This is a genomic window from Mesorhizobium sp. B2-3-2, from assembly GCF_006442295.1.
GTDB lineage: Bacteria > Pseudomonadota > Alphaproteobacteria > Rhizobiales > Rhizobiaceae > Mesorhizobium.
The window spans coordinates 32,197-50,519 of the sequence record NZ_VFWA01000021.1; the positions used below are offsets into that span (position 1 = coordinate 32,197).

Sequence of the window (18,323 nt, forward strand, 5' to 3'; positions counted from 1 at the left end):
CGCCGCCTAACCGGCCCTAAGCATGTAGCCGGCGCCGCGAATCGTATGCAGGATGGGCTTGTCGAAGCCTTTTTCGATCTTGCCGCGCAGTCGCGAGACATGGACGTCGATGACGTTGGTCTGCGGATCGAAATGATAATCCCAGACATTTTCGAGCAGCATGGTGCGCGTCACCACCTGGCCGGCATGGCGCATCAGATACTCGAGCAGGCGGAACTCGCGCGGCTGCAAAGTGATCTCGCGTCCGGCGCGTTTGACCGAATGCGAAAGCCGGTCGAGTTCGAGATCGCCGACGCGGTAGACGGTTTCGGCTTCCTTGGCGCTGGCCCGGCGGTTCAGCACCTCGACGCGGGCGAGCAGCTCGGAAAAGGCATAGGGCTTGGTCAGATAATCGTCGCCGCCGGCGCGCAGGCCGGTAACCCGGTCGTCGACCTCGCCGAGCGCCGACAGGATCAGCACCGGCGTGGTGTTGCCCCTGGAGCGCAGGCCGGCGATGACGGACAGGCCGTCGCGGCGCGGCATCATCCGGTCGATGACCATCACGTCGTAGTCGCCGGCATCGGCGAGCGCGAAGCCGGTCTCGCCGTCACCCGCCACATGCGCGGTGTGGCCGGCCTCGGTAAAAGCTTTCTGCAGATAATCCGCAGCCTCGCGATCGTCCTCTATGACGAGAATCTTCATAGGGCCGTTATACGCGATTTCGCTGGAAGATTGAGTAGCCGGCATCTGCATTTTAGCCTTCGCCAAAGCGCATCGCGATCAAGATGATCCAGGCCGCGCGCGATAAAGTCTTGGTTCTCTGGTGTCACTGTCCCAGACATGCTGCCGGCATGCCGTTGCCACCAAAGCGCTCCGCTTGTTCGCTCAAGCCTGAGCGCATGGTCCGCGGGCGGAGTGCGGCAGCGGGCGATGGGAAGCCCGCTGCCGCCGGAGGGGAGCACGATGACTGACTAACGCGCTCGGCTCCATACTTTCCCGTGCGGCGTCTCGGGGGTGTTTGACACCGCCGCGCCGGAAAGTCGTTGTCAGCCCTTGGCGACGGGCAGCGCCACGAAGCGGTTGTTGTCGTCGCGGGTAATCTGCATCAGGACAGCCTTGCGCCCGGATTTCACCGCTTCATCCATGGCCTTGGTGACGTCGTCGGTGCCGTTGACTTCCGTCGAATTGACCGCGGTGATGACGTCGCCCGGCTGGATGCCGCGGTCGGCGGCATCGCTGTCGGGATCGACATCGGTCACCACCAGGCCCTTGCCGTTCTCGGATTTGGTGACGGTCAGACCGAGATCGGCGAGCGTATCGGCCTTGGCCGGAGCCGCCGGCTTGTCGTCGGCCGAGGCCTGCTTGTCGCTTGAAGGCAGCTTGCCGAGCTCGACCTTGACGCTCTGGCTCTTGCCGTCGCGCCAGACCGTGACGTCAACCGACTTGCCCGGCGAATAGGCGCCGATCAGGCGGGCGAGCTCCTTCGGCGAAGCAACATCCTTGCCGTCGACCTGGGTGATCACGTCACCGGCGGTGATGCCGCTCTTCTTGCCGGGGCCGTCGTCCTGAGCGCTGGATACCAATGCGCCGTTGTTGGACTTCAGGCCGAGCGATTCGGCGATGTCTGATGTGACCGGCTGGATCTCGACGCCGAGCCAGCCGCGCTGCACGGCACCGCTCTTCATCAGATCCTCGACGACCTGCTTGGCGGTCGAGGCAGGAATGTCGAAGGCGATGCCGACGCTGCCGCCGGAAGGCGAGAAGATGGCGGTGTTGATGCCGACCACCTGACCGCTGAGGTTGAAGGTCGGGCCGCCGGAATTGCCGCGGTTGACCGACGCGTCGATCTGGATGAAATCGTCATAGGGACCGGCGCCGATGTCACGGCCGCGCGCCGAGACGATGCCGGCGGTGACGGTGCCGCCGAGACCGAAGGGGTTGCCGACGGCCACGACCCAATCGCCGACCCGAACCTTGGAGTCATCCGCGAAGTCGACATAGGTAAATTTGCCGCCACCCTCGACCTTGAGCACCGCGAGGTCGGTGCGCGGGTCGGTACCGACCAGTTTGGCGTCGAGTTCCTTGCCGTCATTGGTCACCACGGTGAAGGCGGTGCCCTCTTCGACGACATGGTTGTTGGTGACGAGATAGCCATCCTCGGAGATGAAGAAGCCCGACCCTTGGGCCACCGGGCGCGGCTCGCCGTGGCCGCGGTCACGATGCCCGAACCGGCGGGGACCGTCGTCGTTCTGGCCCTGATCGCCAAAGCCGCGGAATTCCTTGAAGAAGCGGCGCAGCTGCGGATTGTTGGGCAAATTGTCGAAGCCGTCCTGGTCGTCGGAACCGTCATCGGCCGTGGGCTGGACCTTGGCCTTGACCTTGACGCTGACCACGGCGGGCGAAACGCGCTCGACGACATCGGCGAAGCTGGGGACCTGCGGCGCCTCGACACGCACGGCATCGGCCAGAACGGGGCTGGTCCCGCTGGTCAACGCGCCAACGCCTATCGCGCCGGCAACGGCGACGGAAGCGACGGCAGCCAGAAGACGCTTGCGGGTGCGGGAATATGAATTGGGAGCAATAGTCATGGGGTCTCGTATCCTCTTTTCGAAGGGACGCGCCTTGTCGGCATCCTGGGAAGAGAATTAGAGCGGCGTACATTACGACGTCATTTCCGACGCATGAAACTTTGGTAATGTTGGCGAATAACCGCCTGCACTCAATCGCGGCGCAGGATCGCCTCTAGTGCCGCCCGCTCGTCGGCGGAGAGGGATTTCGTCGCCAGTGTCCGGCGCGATCTGGCGTTGAGCACGATAAACAGGCCACCGGCCAAAAGCAGGAGCACCGGCGTGCCCCAAAGCAGAGCGTTGCGCAGGTCGAAGCGCGGCTTCAGCAGCACGAACTCGCCGTAGCGTGAAACCACATAGTCCATCACCTGCTTGTCGGTATCGCCAGCGACCAGGCGCTGGCGCACCAGAACGCGCAGGTCACGGGCAAGGTCGGCATCGGATTCATCGATCGACTGGTTCTGGCAGACCATGCAGCGCAGCCCTTCCGACAGCGCTCGCGCCCTCGCTTCCAGCGTCGGATCGGCAAGCATCTCGTCGGGCTTCACCGCCAGCGCCGTGCCTGCAAAGGACAGCGCCAGCACTATCACGAGCGACGCGATGGACAACTTCGCCTTCATGGCAGGCCCGCGGGGCTCATGGCGCCCGTCTGCTTGCGACGGCGCGAGGGTGCGCCGACGCGCAGGCGCCTGTCCATCAGCGACATGGCCGCACCAACCATCATGACCAGGCCACCGCCCCAGATCAGCGTCACCAGCGGCTTCCACCACAGACGCACCACGACCGATCCGTCATTGCCCTCGTCGCCGAGCGAAATATAAAGCTGCGAAAGGCCCATCGTCCTGATGCCGGATTCCGTCGTCGTCGTCTGGCGTACCGGATAGAAGCGCTTGGCCGAGCTGATTTCGCCAACGGGACTGCCGCCGACACCGATCAGCTCGAAGCGGCCGCGATCCTCGCTGTAATTCGGTCCCTGCGCCGGATGGAGCCCGACGAAACGCAGAGTGTGGCCCGACAATTCGACGGTTTGCCCGGCATGCATCGACAGGATTTTCTCGGTGCCGAAGCAAAGCGTGCCGACAATGCCAAGCGTGGTCAGGCCAAGACCGAGGTGGGCAAGCGCGGTGCCGAAGACCGAACGCGGCAGGCCGAGCAGGCGCCTGACCATGACCTTCGCGGCCACATTGCCGAACCCCGCCTTGACGGCGAGGTCGGTGAGAGCGCCGAGGACCAGCCAGACGGCAAGACCCACGCCAAGGGCTGCGAATACCGAAGCGCCGTCGATGAACAGGGCGGTGACCAGCATTGCCAGGAGCGCCGCCGCGAACGCCGCCATCAGGCGCTGCGCGACGGCGAAGATGTCGCCGCGCTTCCAGGCCAGCAGCGGCCCGAACGGAACCATGGCCAGCAACGGCACCATGAGCGGTCCGAAGGTGAGGTCGAAGAACGGCGCGCCGACCGAAATCTTGTCGGCCGAAAGGGCCTCGACGGCCAGCGGATAGAGTGTGCCGACGAGTACGGTGGCGGTGGCCGTGGTCAGGAACAGATTGTTCAGCACCAGCGCGCCTTCGCGCGAAACCGGATGAAAGAGGCCGCCGGCCGTCAGCCTCGAGGCACGCACCGCAAACAGCGTCAATGATCCACCGATGAACAGCGTCAGTATGCACAGGATGAAGATGCCGCGCGTCGGATCGGTGGCGAAGGCATGCACCGAGGTCAGGACGCCCGAACGCACCAGGAAGGTGCCGAGCAACGACAGCGAAAAGGTCAAGATGGCGAGCAGCAGCGTCCAGATCTTCAGCGCCGAACGCTTTTCCATGACAATAGCCGAATGGAGCAGCGCGGTGCCCGCCAGCCACGGCATGAAGGAGGCGTTCTCGACCGGATCCCAGAACCAGAAGCCGCCCCAGCCGAGTTCGTAATAGGCCCAGTACGATCCCATGGCGATGCCGCCGGTCAGAAACATCCAGGCGACCAGCGTCCACGGCCGCACCCAGCGCGCCCAGGACGCATCGATGCGTCCGTCGATGAGGGCGGCTACCGAGAAGGAGAAACAGATCGAAAACCCGACATAGCCGAGATAGAGCAACGGCGGGTGAACGGCCAGGCCGAGATCCTGCAGGATGGGATTGAGATCGCGCCCTTCGATGGGCGCCGGCGACAGCCTGGCGAAGGGATTGGACGTCGCCAGGATGAACAGGAAGAATGTCGCGCCGATCGCACCCTGCACGGCAAGCACGTTGGCGCGCAGCGTCGCCGGCAGGTTGGAGCCGAAGGCGGCGACCAGCGCACCGAAGAAGGTCAGGATCAGCACCCAGAGCAGCATCGAGCCTTCGTGGTTGCCCCAGGTTCCAGTGATCTTATAGATCATCGGCTGCAGCGAATGGGAATTTTCCCAGACGCTGGCGACCGAGAAATCGGAACTCGCATACGCGGTGACCAGTGCGGCGAAGGACAGCGCCGTCAAAGCAAAGCCGGTGATCGCGACGGGAGCACCGACCGCCATCAGACGCTGATTGTTGGCGCGGGCGCCGAACAGCGGCACCACCGTCTGCACCAGAGCCAGCGCGAAGGCCAGGACAAGCGCGAAATGTCCGGTCTCAACCATGATCGCCACCCCGGCTATATCGAGCCTGCCTATTCACTCTTGCTCTCCTGCCAAACGCCCTTGGCCTTCAGCCCATCGGCCACCTCCTTGGGCATGTAGCGCTCGTCGTGCTTGGCCAGAACGCTGTCGGCCACAAAGACGCCATCCGGGCCGAACGTTCCCTCGGTGATGACCCCCTGCTCCTCGCGAAATAGGTCAGGCAGGATGCCTGTATAGGTGACCTTGACCGATTTATGGGTATCGGTCACCGAAAACGCCACTGTCGCCCCCTGCCCGCGCTGGATCGTGCCTTTTTCCACCAGGCCGCCCAGCCTGATGCGCTGGCCCGGCTGCACCGTCGCCGTGGCCAGATCGGCGGGCATGTAGAAATAGGACGCCTTCTGGCCGAGCGCATAAAATGTCAGGCCGGTGGCGGCGCCGAGGAAGGCCAGGCCGCCCGCGATCACCGACAATCGTTTCTGTTTGCGCGTCATTGTACGGTCCAGCCCTATTGCGTCGCCGTCAGGCCGAGCGAAGCGGCAAAAGCGGTGAATTTCCTGGCTTCGTCACTGTCGGCTCCAAAGACGGCAATAGCGCGGCTCAGCGCCTCGCGCGCCTGGTCGGCCTTGCCCAGCACGATGTAGGAACGAACGAGCCGCATCCATCCTTCCGGGTCGCGCGGATTCTGCCGCAGCTTCTCGTCGAGCCCGGCGACCATGGTGTTGATCATAGCTTCCCTGTCCTGCGGCGACATCGATGAAGCGGCATCGATATCGCCCGCGGTCGGTCCGTTTGCCGGCTCGCTCGAAGCGACGCCTGCATTGCCGGCGCCGGAACTGCCGGACTTGGCCAGCGCCTGCTCGATCGCGCCGCGCCATGGCGAATCCTTCGGCAGCGTGCCCAGCATCGCCTGCCAGGCCGCGGCCGCCTCCTTGCTGCGGCCCTCCTGCGCCAGGGCCATGGCCAGGTAGAAGCCGGCCTTGGCATTGGCGGGGTCAAGCTTCAGGGCCGCCTCGAAGGCCTCCTGGGCATCCGCCGAAACGATGCCGCCGGCCGCACTGGCGATCGCCTCGCCGAGACCGGCTCGGCGAACGGCGCTGTCGCCGTCGAGGCGAATGGCGTTGCGATAGGCGGCGACCGCGTCGGAAAAGCGCTGCATGCGCAGATAAACCGGCGCCAACACGTCCCATCCCCTGCCGTCGGACGGATTGGCGGTAAGGTGGGCTTCGGCGCGAGCCACAAGTTCGTCGACCGAGCTGTCGGCCGGATTCTTGGCCAGGCGCTCGCTGAGCGGCTGCGAGGGCAGATCGGGCGAGCCGATATTGATGTACAAGCCCCAACTGACCAGCGGCACCGCCAGCACGGCCGCGGTGGCGACAAGCCGCGTCGCGACGGATGTGCGTCCGACGGATGCGCTGCCGGCCTGGTCCGTATTGTCGAGGCGAAGGATGCGCCGGGCGATCTCGGCGCGCGCCTCATCGGCTTCGGCAGGCTTGATCAGCCCTCGGGCGGCATCGCGGTCGAGTTCGGACAGTTGATCGCGATAAACTTCCAGATCGTGCTCGCCGCTTGAAGACGCGCTTCTGGCGCCACCGGCCAGCGGCAGCAGCACCGCCAGGCTGGCGCCCAGCGTCAGGATTGCGGCTATGACCCAGAACAGCATGGTTCTTCCAATAACGGCATAGCCTTGCCCTGCCAACACAAGCATACTGCGACGCTTTGACGGCGGGCGCGCTGCATATCCTTCATCGACATCAATCGGCCGGGTCCGAAATGGACCGGCTAGGCCGTCAGGTGAGCGGCGTCCAACTGCCATCGGCGTTGCGGCAAGCCGTTCCACGCGCCGTGACGCCTGCCCCGCCAGTAAAGACGGTCTGCGTATACTGGCGGCAGTCCTGTGAGCCGACGCGGTAGGGTTGAGCCGGAACCACTTCGCCATAGCGGGACGCCTGGGTGCCCTTCCACGTCACCTTCTGGCCGCTCGTGGTGTATTCGAGCGCCTTGTATTCCGCCTCGAGCGCGCTGCGCTTTTCGGCGTCGCTAAGCCCGCTGCCGATCGACCCGCCAATGAGGCCACCGCCCATTGCAGAGATAATCGTCGTGGCGACTTTGCCGCTGCTGGGTGGCGTGGAGGCCGGCGTCGCAGCGATGGTGGGAGCCTTGCCGCCCAATGTGGTGCAGCCGGAAACGGCCATCAATGCGGAAACAAGTGCGACGCTAATCTTCATGCCAACAACCGGTTTTCTTGAGCTGGAGCCTGTCATGGATGAGCCGGGGGCCGCGTCATCGGAGAAGTCGGCGAGCCTATAATGTTGATATTTGTCGGAAATTTGGCCGTTGGGCCCGCTTCGGAGCCAATCGGTGCGCCGCCATAACATGCCCAGTCCGTCAATGTCGATCGGCCGGGGAAAGGCATCACTGAAGGCTCCGCAATCGCACTACCGCCTTCAATCCGCCCATGCCGGACCGTTCGAGCAGCAGTACGCCTCCATACTCGTTGACGAGGTCGGCGACAATGGCCAAGCCGAGACCCGTGCCCGGCTTGGTCTCGTCCAGGCGTCGTCCGCGTTTCAACGCTTCGCGCGCTTTTTCCTCGGGTATGCCCGGTCCGTCGTCTTCGATGGCGATCTCGAATATGTTGTCGTCCTTGTCACCCACGGGAACGACGGAGACCGAAACCGCGCTCTTCGCCCATTTCATCGCGTTTTCGAGCAGATTGCCGAGCAACTCCTCGAGGTCCTCGCGCTCGCCGGCAAAGACGATCTCCATCGGCGGCAGCGACAACGACAGGTTGGTCTGCGGATTGAGCTTCTGCAAGACCCTGACCATGCGCTGCACCAACGGCGTTATCGGTGTGCGATAGACGACGCTGTCGCGCTGCGCCGCGACGCGGGCGCGCTGGAGATAGTGATCGACCTGCTTCTGCATGGAAGCGGCCTGTTCGGCGATCAGTTGCCCCTTGGCGCCGCCAAGCGCCCGCCCCTCGTTGAGCAGCACCGCCAGCGGCGTCTTCAGGGAATGGGCGAGATTGCCCACCTGAGTGCGCGAGCGCTCGACGATACGCCGATTGTTCTCGATCAAGGCATTGGTTTCGTTGGCAAGCGGTTCAATCTCGGCTGGAAACTGGCCGTCAAGCCTTTGCGCGGTGCCTTCGCGCACCATGGCGAGCGCATTCCTGACCCTTCGCAGTGGCTGCAGGCCGAGCAGGATGGCAATGGCGTTGATGGCGATCATGCCGACGCCGAACAGGGAAAGGTAGGTCAGGAGGCGGCGCTGGAAGGTGGCGATCTCCTGTTCCAGTTCGGTCTTGTTGCCCATGACGCGAAAGCGGGCGGCGCGATTCTTGGCATCGAGAACGAATTCGCTCTCGAACACGACCAACTCCTCGCCATCGATGCCTTGCGCCGCGTAGCTGCGCTGGAAATTGGCGTTGAAGGGAACGTCCGCCACGTCGGGCGACGGGATCGTCCGGGTCATCGACGATGAGTGGAGATTGCCGTGCACGCCTTCCGAGGCGGGTTCGACGGACCAGTACCAGCCCGAATTCGGTTCCGAGAAGCGGAGGTCGCCGAGATCCGGAGCGCCGGTGAGCGCGCCGGTATCGGAAATGCCGATGGAGCCGATCAGGTTGAACAGATGCGCAGAAAGCAGGCTGTCGAAACCGCGCTCGCTGGCCTGGCGGTAGAGCGTGGTAATGAGGGTGAAAATGACGATGAGGGTCAGGATCGCCCAGACCGTGGAAAAGGCGATGACGCGGAACGTCAGCGAGCGCGGCCACAAGCGCAGCGAGAGCCGCTTGCTCACGGTTGGGTTGGTAGGGAGCGGTTCCGCCTTACGCCTCCGGCTCACGCATGCGATAACCCATGCCGCGCACGGTTTCGATCATGTCGATGCCCATTTTCTTACGGAGCCGCCCGACAAACACCTCGATCGTGTTGGAATCGCGATCGAAATCCTGGTCGTAGAGATGCTCTACCAGTTCGGTCCGCGAGACGACCTCGCCCATGTGATGCATCAGGTAGGCAAGCAGGCGGAACTCATGCGATGTCAGCTTCAACGGCACGCCGGCGACATCGGCCTTCGAGGCCTTGGTGTCGAGGCGCAGCGGCCCGCAGGTCAGTTCGGATGAGGCGTGGCCGGCGGCGCGGCGGATCAGCGCCCTGACCCGCGCCAGGACCTCCTCGATATGGAACGGCTTGGTGACATAGTCGTCCGCGCCGGCGTCGATACCGGAGACCTTGTCGCTCCAGCGGTCGCGGGCGGTCAGGATCAGCACCGGCATCTTGCGGCCGCCGCGCCGCCAGCGCTCGACCACGCTGATGCCGTCCATTTGCGGCAGGCCGATGTCGAGCACGACCGCGTCATAGGGCTCGGTGTCGCCGAGGAAATGGCCCTCCTCACCGTCATACGCCCGATCGACGACATAGCCTGCGTCGACCAGCGCATCCGATATCTGCCGGTTGAGATCCTTGTCATCCTCGACGACCAGTACGCGCATGCGGGGACCACTGCCTGTTGACCGATGGCTTCCAGCTATAGGCCGATTCCGCCGGTCTGGGAAACGATGGGGTCAGTTCTGCGGGACGACAATCTCGGAGCGGCGCGGACGCTGCCCATCCTTGCCGGGGACAAGCACGACGATGACGCAGACCGGCTGCCCACCTCGCGTCGACTGCGAAGCCTTGGCAAGGGTCCCGCCATTCTGCTCGGCCACCTGCTGGCCGATCGCGTAGCAGTCGGCCGCCGCCACGACGACCGGTTCATCCTGCGCGGCTGCCGGCGCTGCGCTTGCCGGCGCCGCAATCAGCCCGGCGCAGAGCGCCAGGGTCGCGGTTCGGAAATGGGAGCGGAGCGTTCTCATGGCCAGCGTTGTAACGCATCGGCGCTGAACGTGAAATGAACGGTGATCGCCGCTGAAACCATGCTCGCCACACCCCTGCAACGCGAGACAAACAATTGAGATTTCATCGCCCAACTCGATGAAACCCATGAAGTTCCAGTCTAGACTCCGTTTCGTTCATATTGAAAGCGCGCGTCAGGCGTTTTCCTGGGTCAGCGCCCGAAAACGCAGCAGGCCGTGATGAACAAGCAGTTCCTCGTCATAGCGTGCCTCACTGAATTCAAGCGACAGGCGTGTCTGGCCGCGAGCGCCGACCTCCAGCACCGCGTCGGCAAGGCGGGCCTCGATGGCATCCATGATGGCGCGCGTTTCGGCGTCGCCATGGGCTTTCGACCAAACATGCAGCGTAATTAGTTGATCGTCGCTGTTCTCGGCGCCAGTGTCCCAGTCAAAGGCGCAGGTCTGGCCGCATGTCACATAGGGAAAGGCGGCGTTGTCGGTTGGTTGTTGCCGCAACCCGGCGCCGCCCAGCAGCGCCGACAGGGACGGATCGCTTTTCAGCCTCAGAAACAGTCCTTGCTGCAAATCGCCGGGCGCCGTCATCGTTTTTCTCCCTCGCCCCGTGCGCTACCGACCCTTGCATGCCAGAAGCTCTTCCTCGTTCTAGACGCTTTGCCATATATAGCCATTTACCGTACGGACACGATTGCCGATTCGTCGTCACGATGATGAATGTCGATGATTTCGAAAATACGACTTCCTGACAATCTCGTCAGCGACGACGCATAGCGGATACCCGTTGCGCACCGCAAGCATCAGCAACGCCCGGCAGCGGCTCATTTTCCTAGATTTCAGGAGCTGATCATGCTCGATCCAGAAAAGGCCAGGGCCGCGTCGCGCCTCCTGGTAGGCCATTGGGACCAGGGCACTCGTGTCGACGCCATACCCGAGGAATTGCGACCGAAGACGCGGGCCGAAGGCTATGCCATCCAGTCGCATGTGATGGATCGCTCAGTGGCTCCGCTCTTCGGCTGGAAGATCGCGGCAACCAGCCTGGCCGGCCAGCGGCATATCAATGTCGATGGCCCGATGGCCGGGCGCCTCCTCGCCGAGAAGGCAGTCGAGGTCGGTGGCTCCGTTTCCCTGGCGACTAGCAAGATGCGTGTCGCCGAGATCGAATTCGCCTTCCGGTTCGGCCGTCAGTTGCCGCCTCGCCCGGCGCCTTATGAAATCAGTGACGTGATGGACGCCGTGGCGAGTTTGCATCCGGCGATCGAAATACCGGATTCCCGCTATGAGGATTTCTGCGCTGTCGGGGCGCCGCAGCTCATCGCCGACAATGCTTGTGCCAATCTGTTCGTCATCGGCGAGGCGGTGGAAGACGATTGGCGCGACGTAGATCTCGCGAAGCACCCGGTGGCCGCTTCTGTCTCTGGAAAGTCGCAGCATAACGGATCAGGAGCAGCCGTGTTGGGCGATCCTCGTATTGCGCTGACCTGGATCGTCAACGAACTGTCGGGGCTGGGCATAGCGCTCCAGCCGGGGCAAGTGGTGATTACAGGCACTTGCGTGACGCCGATCAGCGTTGAGGCGGGCGACGAAGTCATCGGCGATCTTGGCAGGTTCGGCCGGGTCTCGGTGTGCTTCTGCTAGCGGTTTTACCTCTGTGACAAACCCATGAGGCAGACAGGTCCCCGATCATTGTCCCCCACGCAGCCGCACTACGACGCTGCGCACTGCAAGCACCAGCACGGTGATGACGATCAGGATCACCGAAAGTGCCGCGATCGCCGGGTCGATATTGTCGCGTAGGCCCATCCACATCAGCCTGGGCAGCGTGATGGCGTTGACCGAGGTGATGAACAGCGTGACTCCTATCTCCTCCCAGGAGAGAACGAAGGACAGCAGTGCCGCGGTGACGATGCCGAATTTGATGTTGGGCATGATGATGCGCGTGGCGCGCTCCCACACGCTTGCGCCAAGGCCCCGCGCTGCGAGGTCGATACGACGGTCGAGCTGACTGAGTGAGACCAGGATCAGCACCGTGGCGAAGGGCACCGTCATCACCGAATGCGCCATGGCCACACCCAGCCACGTGTCGTAGCCGAAAAAGGAACTGACGCCGGAGATCGAGGTGAGCAGGAAATAGAGCGTCACCGCCGAGACCACCGGCGGCACCACCATCGGCAACAGCACGAAGCCGACCAGAGCCGCGGTGAAGCGCGGCTGGAACATCCACACGCCAAGGCTGAAGCACAGTGCCAGCACCGTCGAGATGACACTGCTGACGATGCCGATCCTAATGGAAAGCAGGATGGACTGGAGCCAGCGCGGATCCTCGACCAGCGAGCGGTAATGGCGCAGCGACAACTCGCCCGTCGGCATCGCCAGCATGCGGCTCGGCGTCAGCGAGACCGGGATCACGGCCAGCAGCGGCAGGAGCAGGAACAGCGCCACCAGGACGGCGAGGGCCAGCGAAACGGGACCGGGGCGATAGGTCGGCATCGCGCTACACCAATTGCTTTGGTCTGACGTAGCGGAAAAGCAGCGCCATCAGAACGCCGACGAACAGCACCAGCACCACGCTGATCGCAGCACCCAGCCCCCAGTCCGGGCTCTGGAAGATGCGGAGATAGATCAATTCGGCGATCATGACGCTGCGGCCGCCGCCAAGGATCGCCGGCGTGACGAAGAAGCCGAGGGAGAAGACGAAGACGATCAGCGCGGAGCCGATGATGCCGGAGCGGGTCATCGGCACGAACACCGTCCAGAAGGTGCGCATGCGGCTGGAACCCAGCCCGCGCGCGGCGAGCAGCACACGCTCATCGAGGCTGCGCATGGAAGACGCCAGCGGAAAGACGGCGAAAGGAATGAGGAAATGCGTCATGCCGACGATGACGCCGAATTCGTTGCGCACCAGCGTCAGCGGTTCGCTAATGAAACCGATCGACTGCAGCCACGTGTTGATCAGGCCGCGGTTGGAGAGAAGCGCCACCCAGCCGAAGGCGCGCGTCAGCACCGATATCCAGAACGGCACCAGGATGCAGAATTCGGCCAGCACCCGCTGCACCGGGCTGCCGCGCACCCAGACCACGGTGATGGCATAGGCAGCGGCAACCGACACAATGGTGACGATCGCCGCGATGCGCAGCGTGCGGACGAACACCGACTGCACCAGCGGGTCGGTCATCAGCGCGCCGTACTGGCCAAGCCCGGGCGTCGGCAGCGTGAAGCTCCACTTCACCACGCCGAGGAAAGGCCAGGCATAGGCGAGGCCAAGGAACAGGAGCAGCGGCGCCATCAATAGCGCCGCGCCCATCCTGTCGGAGAGAACGCCTCTCATGTCAGCCCAGCGCCGGTCAGGCGGAGATGATCTTGGTGTATTCGTCCAGCGCCGCGCCGTAATTCTTGGCGTACCAATCCATGTCGAGCGGGATCTGCTTCTTCATGTTCTCGGGATCGACCGGATTGATGCGCTTCTTGTCGGCCGGGACCAGCGCATCGGCGGCAGGGTTGGCCGGACCCTGGCCGAGCTTGTCGAACATGACGAGTTGCTTTTGCGGGTCCTGCGCGCTGGCAATGAACTTCATCGCCGCGTCCTTGCCGCCGGGGTTGTTCTTCAGCACGGCCAATGCGCCGGGCGAGATCAGGCCCTGGTCCCAGATGAATTTGATCTGACCGCCCGAATCCTGCTCGATCAGCGAGGCGCGCGTCGACCAGACGATGGCCATCGAGGCTTCGCCGTTGAGCAACACGCTCTGGCTTTCCGCGCCGCCGCCCCAATAGGCGACGACGTTCTCCTTGAACGCGGCGATCTTGTCATGCGCGCGCTTGAGGTCGAGCGGATAAAGCGAGGCCGGCGCGATGCCGTCGGCGAGAAGAGCCGCCTCCCAGCTCGACACGCCCCATTTGTAGAGGGAGCGCTTGCCGGGGAATTTCTTCACGTCGAAGAAATCGGCCATGCCGGTCGGGGCATTGCTGCCGTATTTCTGCGAATCGTAGGCGATCACGTAGGAGAAGAAATAGGTCGAGGCGGCGTAATCCCAGCCGAAGCCCGGCCGCATCTTCTTCTTGTCGACTATTGTGTAGTCGATCGGCTCGAGCATGCCTTGCGCGCCGAGCGTGATGGCCGAGAACGGGTCGACGTCGACAAGGTCCCAGGTCGGCGCACCGCTTTTAAATTGTGCCGCGATGGCCCCTTCGGTCGGGCCGGAGCCGTCCATCTTCACGGTGATGCCGGTGTCCTTGGTGAAAGCCTGTCCATAGGCGGCGTCGTAAGCCGTGATGGCGTCGCCGCCCCAGTTGACCAGCACCAGTTCCTTCGCCGCGGCGAAGGACTTGGTCGAGCGCAGCAGCGGCATCCCGGCAAGCACGAGGGCTGCAAGTTGCGTGAATTGCCGGCGCGATATCTCACCGCGCTTTGTCCTTTCGGACAGCGTTTCGAGGGCCTGTTTCTTGGTATCGTTCATGTTAGTTCCCCTTTGTTTTCGTTGATCGAATCCGGAATCCGGTGCGGCGAATTCAGGCCGCGCCGGTGCTCATTGTCCTCCGTCCGGAAGGAGGAAGCCCTTTTCCGCCGGCCAGGTCAGCCAGACAGAGTTGCCCTTGCTGAGTGCCGCGGCCGCGACCTCGTTCGGCACCGAAACGGTCACTTTCGCACCTTGGCGTGTCGTAAGGTCGAGTTTGGTCGCCGCGCCCAGATAGGTCGAACCGACCGCGGTCGCGGCAATGCCGTTCTCGCCTGCCGCCGCCTCGCGCGCTATCGACATATGTTCCGGCCGGATCGCCAGGATGGCGTTGCCATCCACCGCTTCGGCGTTGCCGCGCAGCTTGATTGCCCGGTCTTCGCAGAGCGCGGTCGCGCCATGATCGGCGGCGCGCACGCCCTTCAGCGGCAGCATGTTGATCTCGCCCAGGAACTCGGCGACGAAGCGGTTGGCGGGCCGGTCATAGACCTCGTCAGGCGCTCCGACCTGCAACAATTTGCCATGGTTGAAGATGGCGACGCGCGACGAGAGCGCCAGTGCCTCGCTCTGGTCGTGGGTGACGAAGACGAAGGTGGTGCCGGTCTCCTGGTGCAGGCGCTTCATCTCGGCCTGCATCTGGCCGCGCAGACTCTTGTCCAGCGCCGAGAACGGCTCGTCGAGCAAAAGCACGCCCGGCTCGAACACCAGCGCGCGGGCCAGCGCCACGCGTTGCTGCTGGCCGCCGGAGAGTTGCGCCGGCAGCTTCTTCTCGTGGCCGAGCAGACCGACGCGCTCGATCATCTCGCCGACGCTACGCTTGATCTCGGCGGCCGATTTCTTGCGCACCTTGAGCGGAAAGGCGATGTTTTGCTCGACGCTCATATGCGGGAAGAGCGCATAGCCCTGGAACACCATGCCGGCGGCGCGCTGCTCGGCCGGCCGGTCGGTAATGTCGACGCCGTCGCTGAACAGGCGGCCCTCGCTGGGCTGCAGGAAGCCGGCCAGGATCATCAGGAAGGTGGTCTTCCCGGAGCCGGAGGGGCCGAGCAGCGTCAAAAACTCGCCGCGGCCGATATTGAGCGTCAGATTGTCCAGCGCACGGAACGAGCCGAAGCTCTTGCCGATCCCGTTCGCCTTGATCTCTGCGGCCCGGCCGGGTTGCTGCATCCTGCCTCTTCCTTGGTGGCTGGGGAAATCGTAGGCAGCGCGAAGGCTCACCGCAACCGAATAGTTTTCGCCTGATCGGCAAATTTGATTCATCTATGGTGAATGCCGGCGACGATTTCACCCCTCGTGGGGAGATCGGCTGATTTCAATATGTCCGCAGCCTGTTCTCCGATAGTTTCGACCGCAACCATCCCCCAAATGCCTCCAGCACCGGATGCCCCGCCTTGGCGTGCTCGGAAACCAGGAAATAGGAACGCGGCGACGGGATCGAGGTCTCGAACGGCTTGACCAGCCGGCCTTCGCTCAGCGCCCGGCGGCTGGTCAGCTCGTCGCCCATGGCGATGCCCTGGCCGGCGATCGCCGCCGAGAAAACGAGGTTCATGTCGGAAAAGAAGATGCCGCCCTCGGTGTCGGGGTTCTCGACCTTGGCCAGCGCCAGCCAGCGCGCCCAGTCCTCCGTATCGCCGAGGTGCAGCAGGTTGGCGCGCAGGACGTCGGCCGGCTTGGAAAAGCCGCCCACCTTGTTGAGCAGCGTCGGGCTGCAGAGCGGCGTGAACGAGATCTCGCACAGCAATTCCACCACGCGGTTCGGCCAGTTGCCGACGCCAAAGGCAATGAAGGCGTCGGCGTCCGGATTGCTGACGTCGTCGAGCCGCCGGGGCGTCAGTATGCTCAGCGCCACATCCGGATACATCTGCCGGAACTCGCCGATATGGGTGCACAAGAACAGCGAGGCAAAGCCTGGCGTGCATGAGACTGCGAAAGAGCCGCCGACGCCGGTGCCGGCGTTTTGCGCCACCGCGTCGCCGAGCACGGTCAGCGCCTTGCGCACGTCCGCGGCATAGCGCTGGCCGCGCGGCGTCAGCGCCACGCCCTTGCCGATGCGCTCCAGCAGATCGAAGCCGAGGTCGCGTTCGAGCAAGCGCAATTGATGGCTGACCGCGCTGCGGGTGAGGTGCAATTCGTCGGCGGCGCGCCAGACGCTGCCATGACGGGCGAAACTGTCGAGGGCGCGCAGCGCCTGCGTCGATGGAATTCTCAAGAGGTGAACCGAATTTGCACGAACCGGGAAAACATATCACTTTTTGGCGAGCCGCTTCACTGCTTTCTTTGGCGTATGGAGAAACCGGTGACGACATCGGCGCAAGAAACCGCTCTTGCCTGCCTCGACGGCATCCAGCCGCTGCTGTCGGCCTGGACGCGCACCATCTTCGACTTCGGCGAGACCGCCTGGCGCGAGTACCAGTCGGCAGATTGGTATGTCGATCGGCTGAAGCGCGAGGGGTTTTCGGTCGAGGAGGGCTCCGCGGGCATGCCGACCGCATTCTGCGCCCACTGGACCAATGGAGACGGTCCGACCATCGGCATGTATGCCGAATACGACGCCGTGCCCGGCAACTGTCAGGACGCCGCCACGGTGAAGCGGCCCCGCCCAGGGCTCGGCTCCGAGGCCGGCGGCCATACCGATCCACATTCAGGCCTGGGCATGGCCAGCCTGGGCGGTCTGCTCGCCACCAAGGCCGCCATGCAGCACCACGGCATTGCCGGCACACTGCGCTTCACCGGCGAGCCGGCGGAGAAGGTGCGCGGCTCGAAACCGATCCATGCAGCCAAAGGTTACTATGACGACCTTGCCGGCATGATTTCCTTCCATCCCTTTTACATGCTGCCGCTCTGCAACACGGCGCGCTGGGACACCCATTGCGGCGCGGCCTACGCGATGATCTATCGCTTCATCTGCGACGAGCCTGAGAACTGGGCATACGCCGCGGGCGACGGCGCCCCGATCCCGCAGGCACATTCGGCGGTTCGCGCGCCCGGCGCCAACGACGCGCTGATGACGATGTACATGGCATCCAAGGCGCTGCGCGATTCCATGCTGCCGCACCAGGGCGGCTGGTCGATCAGCGAGGCGATCCTGACGGCGGGCCAGGCCACTGCCGACAATCTGCCGGCGGGTCTTGCCGAGATCCAGTACATGATCCGCGTTCCGACGCTTCGCATGGCCGAGCAGGTCACCGCGGTGCTCGACCGCAACGCCTCGGCCGCCGCCGCGATCAGCGGCTGCCGCTACGAACGGCACTGGGTTTCGAAGTCGCGGCCGGGACTGGCCAATCATGCCATGGCCGGGATCGCCTATGAGGCGTTGGCGAGCGTCGGCCCACCCCGATGGGATGAGGCGGCGAAGACAATCGCCCGCGAGATCCAGGTCAATGCCGGTGGGGTGGCGAGCGAAAATCCATTCATCGACGAGCTGGAGCGTTTGATTGCGCCGCAGGAGGCGGAGGCGATCCTGCGCCGCGACCTGCCGCCATCGCAGGTGAACTCGACCTCGGACGACTACACCGACATGAGCTGGCACGCGCCGACGGCGCGTTTCTATGTCGCCCGCCCTGCCCTGCGTTCGGCAAACGGTCATGTTTTTCCAGCCTGGGCGATGAATGCGCTGGGCGGCATCCCGGCCACTATCGACCCGATGGTCACCTGCGCGGCGAAGACCATCGCGCTATCGGCCCTTCGCCTGCTGGAAGACAAGGCCGCGCGCGGCATGGCGATGGACGAGTTCGTCGCCCGGACCGGCGGCGGCATTGGCGGTTCGACCTGGATCGCGCCGCTCTGCGACTACGATCCGCCCATCAACTTCCGCTGGCCGGAATATGTCACCACGCCGCGCGGCCGCGACTGGTGGATACCAAGCAAGCAATGACCGCAAACGC

General features: G+C 64.1%; 18 protein-coding genes. 2 read left to right on the forward strand and 16 right to left on the reverse strand.

Translation table 11 applies throughout. The annotated features are described in order from the left end of the window. Positions 1-6 precede the first annotated feature (6 nt). The 11 genes from FJ964_RS28660 to FJ964_RS28710 all read right to left on the reverse strand — a co-directional run bounded on the left by FJ964_RS28660 (position 7) and on the right by FJ964_RS28710 (position 10,576). Positions 7-681 (reverse strand): response regulator transcription factor, encoded by a 675-nt coding sequence (locus FJ964_RS28660; RefSeq protein WP_181172647.1) that lies wholly within the window; start codon positions 679-681, stop codon positions 7-9. 344 nt (positions 682-1,025) lie between these two features. Then, on the reverse strand, positions 1,026-2,567 hold the full coding sequence (locus tag FJ964_RS28665) for a Do family serine endopeptidase (protein ID WP_140553916.1): 1,542 nt from the start codon (positions 2,565-2,567) through the stop codon (positions 1,026-1,028). Between the two features lie 131 nt (positions 2,568-2,698). Continuing rightward, on the reverse strand, positions 2,699-3,166 hold the full coding sequence (locus FJ964_RS28670; protein ID WP_140553918.1) for a cytochrome c-type biogenesis protein: 468 nt from the start codon (positions 3,164-3,166) through the stop codon (positions 2,699-2,701). Beyond that, positions 3,163-5,154 (reverse strand): heme lyase CcmF/NrfE family subunit, encoded by a 1,992-nt coding sequence (locus FJ964_RS28675; RefSeq protein WP_140553920.1) that lies wholly within the window; start codon positions 5,152-5,154, stop codon positions 3,163-3,165. Before FJ964_RS28675 ends, FJ964_RS28670 begins: the two co-directional genes overlap by 4 nt. A 29-nt stretch (positions 5,155-5,183) precedes the next feature. Next, positions 5,184-5,627, reverse strand: a complete 444-nt coding sequence (gene ccmE, locus FJ964_RS28680) for a cytochrome c maturation protein CcmE (RefSeq protein ID WP_140494692.1) — start codon at positions 5,625-5,627, stop codon at positions 5,184-5,186. Positions 5,628-5,641: 14 nt separating this feature from the next. Continuing rightward, positions 5,642-6,796 carry a c-type cytochrome biogenesis protein CcmI gene (gene ccmI / locus FJ964_RS28685; RefSeq protein ID WP_140553921.1) on the reverse strand — a complete coding sequence of 385 codons (1,155 nt, stop codon included), beginning with the start codon at positions 6,794-6,796 and terminating at the stop codon, positions 5,642-5,644. A gap of 127 nt (positions 6,797-6,923) precedes the next feature. After that, positions 6,924-7,361: a hypothetical protein gene (locus FJ964_RS28690; protein WP_140553923.1), complete on the reverse strand. Its 438-nt coding sequence runs from the start codon at positions 7,359-7,361 to the stop codon at positions 6,924-6,926. Between the two features lie 187 nt (positions 7,362-7,548). Next, positions 7,549-8,937: an ATP-binding protein gene (locus FJ964_RS28695; RefSeq protein ID WP_281408306.1), complete on the reverse strand. Its 1,389-nt coding sequence runs from the start codon at positions 8,935-8,937 to the stop codon at positions 7,549-7,551. 28 nt (positions 8,938-8,965) lie between these two features. Beyond that, on the reverse strand, positions 8,966-9,631 hold the full coding sequence (locus tag FJ964_RS28700) for a response regulator transcription factor (RefSeq protein ID WP_140494700.1): 666 nt from the start codon (positions 9,629-9,631) through the stop codon (positions 8,966-8,968). A gap of 72 nt (positions 9,632-9,703) precedes the next feature. Then, the gene (locus tag FJ964_RS28705) at positions 9,704-9,994 is read right to left on the reverse strand and encodes a hypothetical protein (RefSeq protein WP_140553927.1); all 291 of its coding nucleotides are present in this window, start codon (positions 9,992-9,994) and stop codon (positions 9,704-9,706) included. A gap of 174 nt (positions 9,995-10,168) precedes the next feature. Then, on the reverse strand, positions 10,169-10,576 hold the full coding sequence (locus FJ964_RS28710; protein ID WP_140553928.1) for a DUF3168 domain-containing protein: 408 nt from the start codon (positions 10,574-10,576) through the stop codon (positions 10,169-10,171). A 261-nt stretch (positions 10,577-10,837) separates the two neighbouring features. Here FJ964_RS28710 and FJ964_RS28715 point away from each other — a divergent pair, with 261 nt between their 5' ends. Beyond that, the gene (locus FJ964_RS28715; protein WP_140553930.1) at positions 10,838-11,626 is read left to right on the forward strand and encodes a fumarylacetoacetate hydrolase family protein; all 789 of its coding nucleotides are present in this window, start codon (positions 10,838-10,840) and stop codon (positions 11,624-11,626) included. 45 nt (positions 11,627-11,671) lie between these two features. On the opposite strand, the gene FJ964_RS28720 is transcribed toward FJ964_RS28715, so the two are convergent. The 5 genes from FJ964_RS28720 to FJ964_RS28740 form a co-directional block, all read right to left on the reverse strand. Next, a complete protein-coding gene (locus FJ964_RS28720; RefSeq protein WP_140520723.1) occupies positions 11,672-12,478 on the reverse strand; it encodes an ABC transporter permease in 807 nt (268 codons plus the stop codon). Positions 12,479-12,482: 4 nt separating this feature from the next. Further along, entirely contained in the window at positions 12,483-13,316 is an 834-nt protein-coding gene (locus FJ964_RS28725) for an ABC transporter permease (RefSeq protein ID WP_140553931.1), read from the reverse strand. A 16-nt stretch (positions 13,317-13,332) separates the two neighbouring features. After that, positions 13,333-14,442, reverse strand: a complete 1,110-nt coding sequence (locus tag FJ964_RS28730; protein WP_140553933.1) for an ABC transporter substrate-binding protein — start codon at positions 14,440-14,442, stop codon at positions 13,333-13,335. A gap of 69 nt (positions 14,443-14,511) precedes the next feature. Further along, positions 14,512-15,606, reverse strand: a complete 1,095-nt coding sequence (locus FJ964_RS28735) for an ABC transporter ATP-binding protein (RefSeq protein WP_140553935.1) — start codon at positions 15,604-15,606, stop codon at positions 14,512-14,514. A gap of 145 nt (positions 15,607-15,751) precedes the next feature. Beyond that, on the reverse strand, positions 15,752-16,648 hold the full coding sequence (locus FJ964_RS28740; protein WP_140553936.1) for a LysR substrate-binding domain-containing protein: 897 nt from the start codon (positions 16,646-16,648) through the stop codon (positions 15,752-15,754). Positions 16,649-16,723: 75 nt separating this feature from the next. Here FJ964_RS28740 and FJ964_RS28745 point away from each other — a divergent pair, with 75 nt between their 5' ends. Next, positions 16,724-18,313: an amidohydrolase gene (locus tag FJ964_RS28745; RefSeq protein WP_181172648.1), complete on the forward strand. Its 1,590-nt coding sequence runs from the start codon at positions 16,724-16,726 to the stop codon at positions 18,311-18,313. The last annotated feature ends 10 nt before the right edge of the window (positions 18,314-18,323 follow it).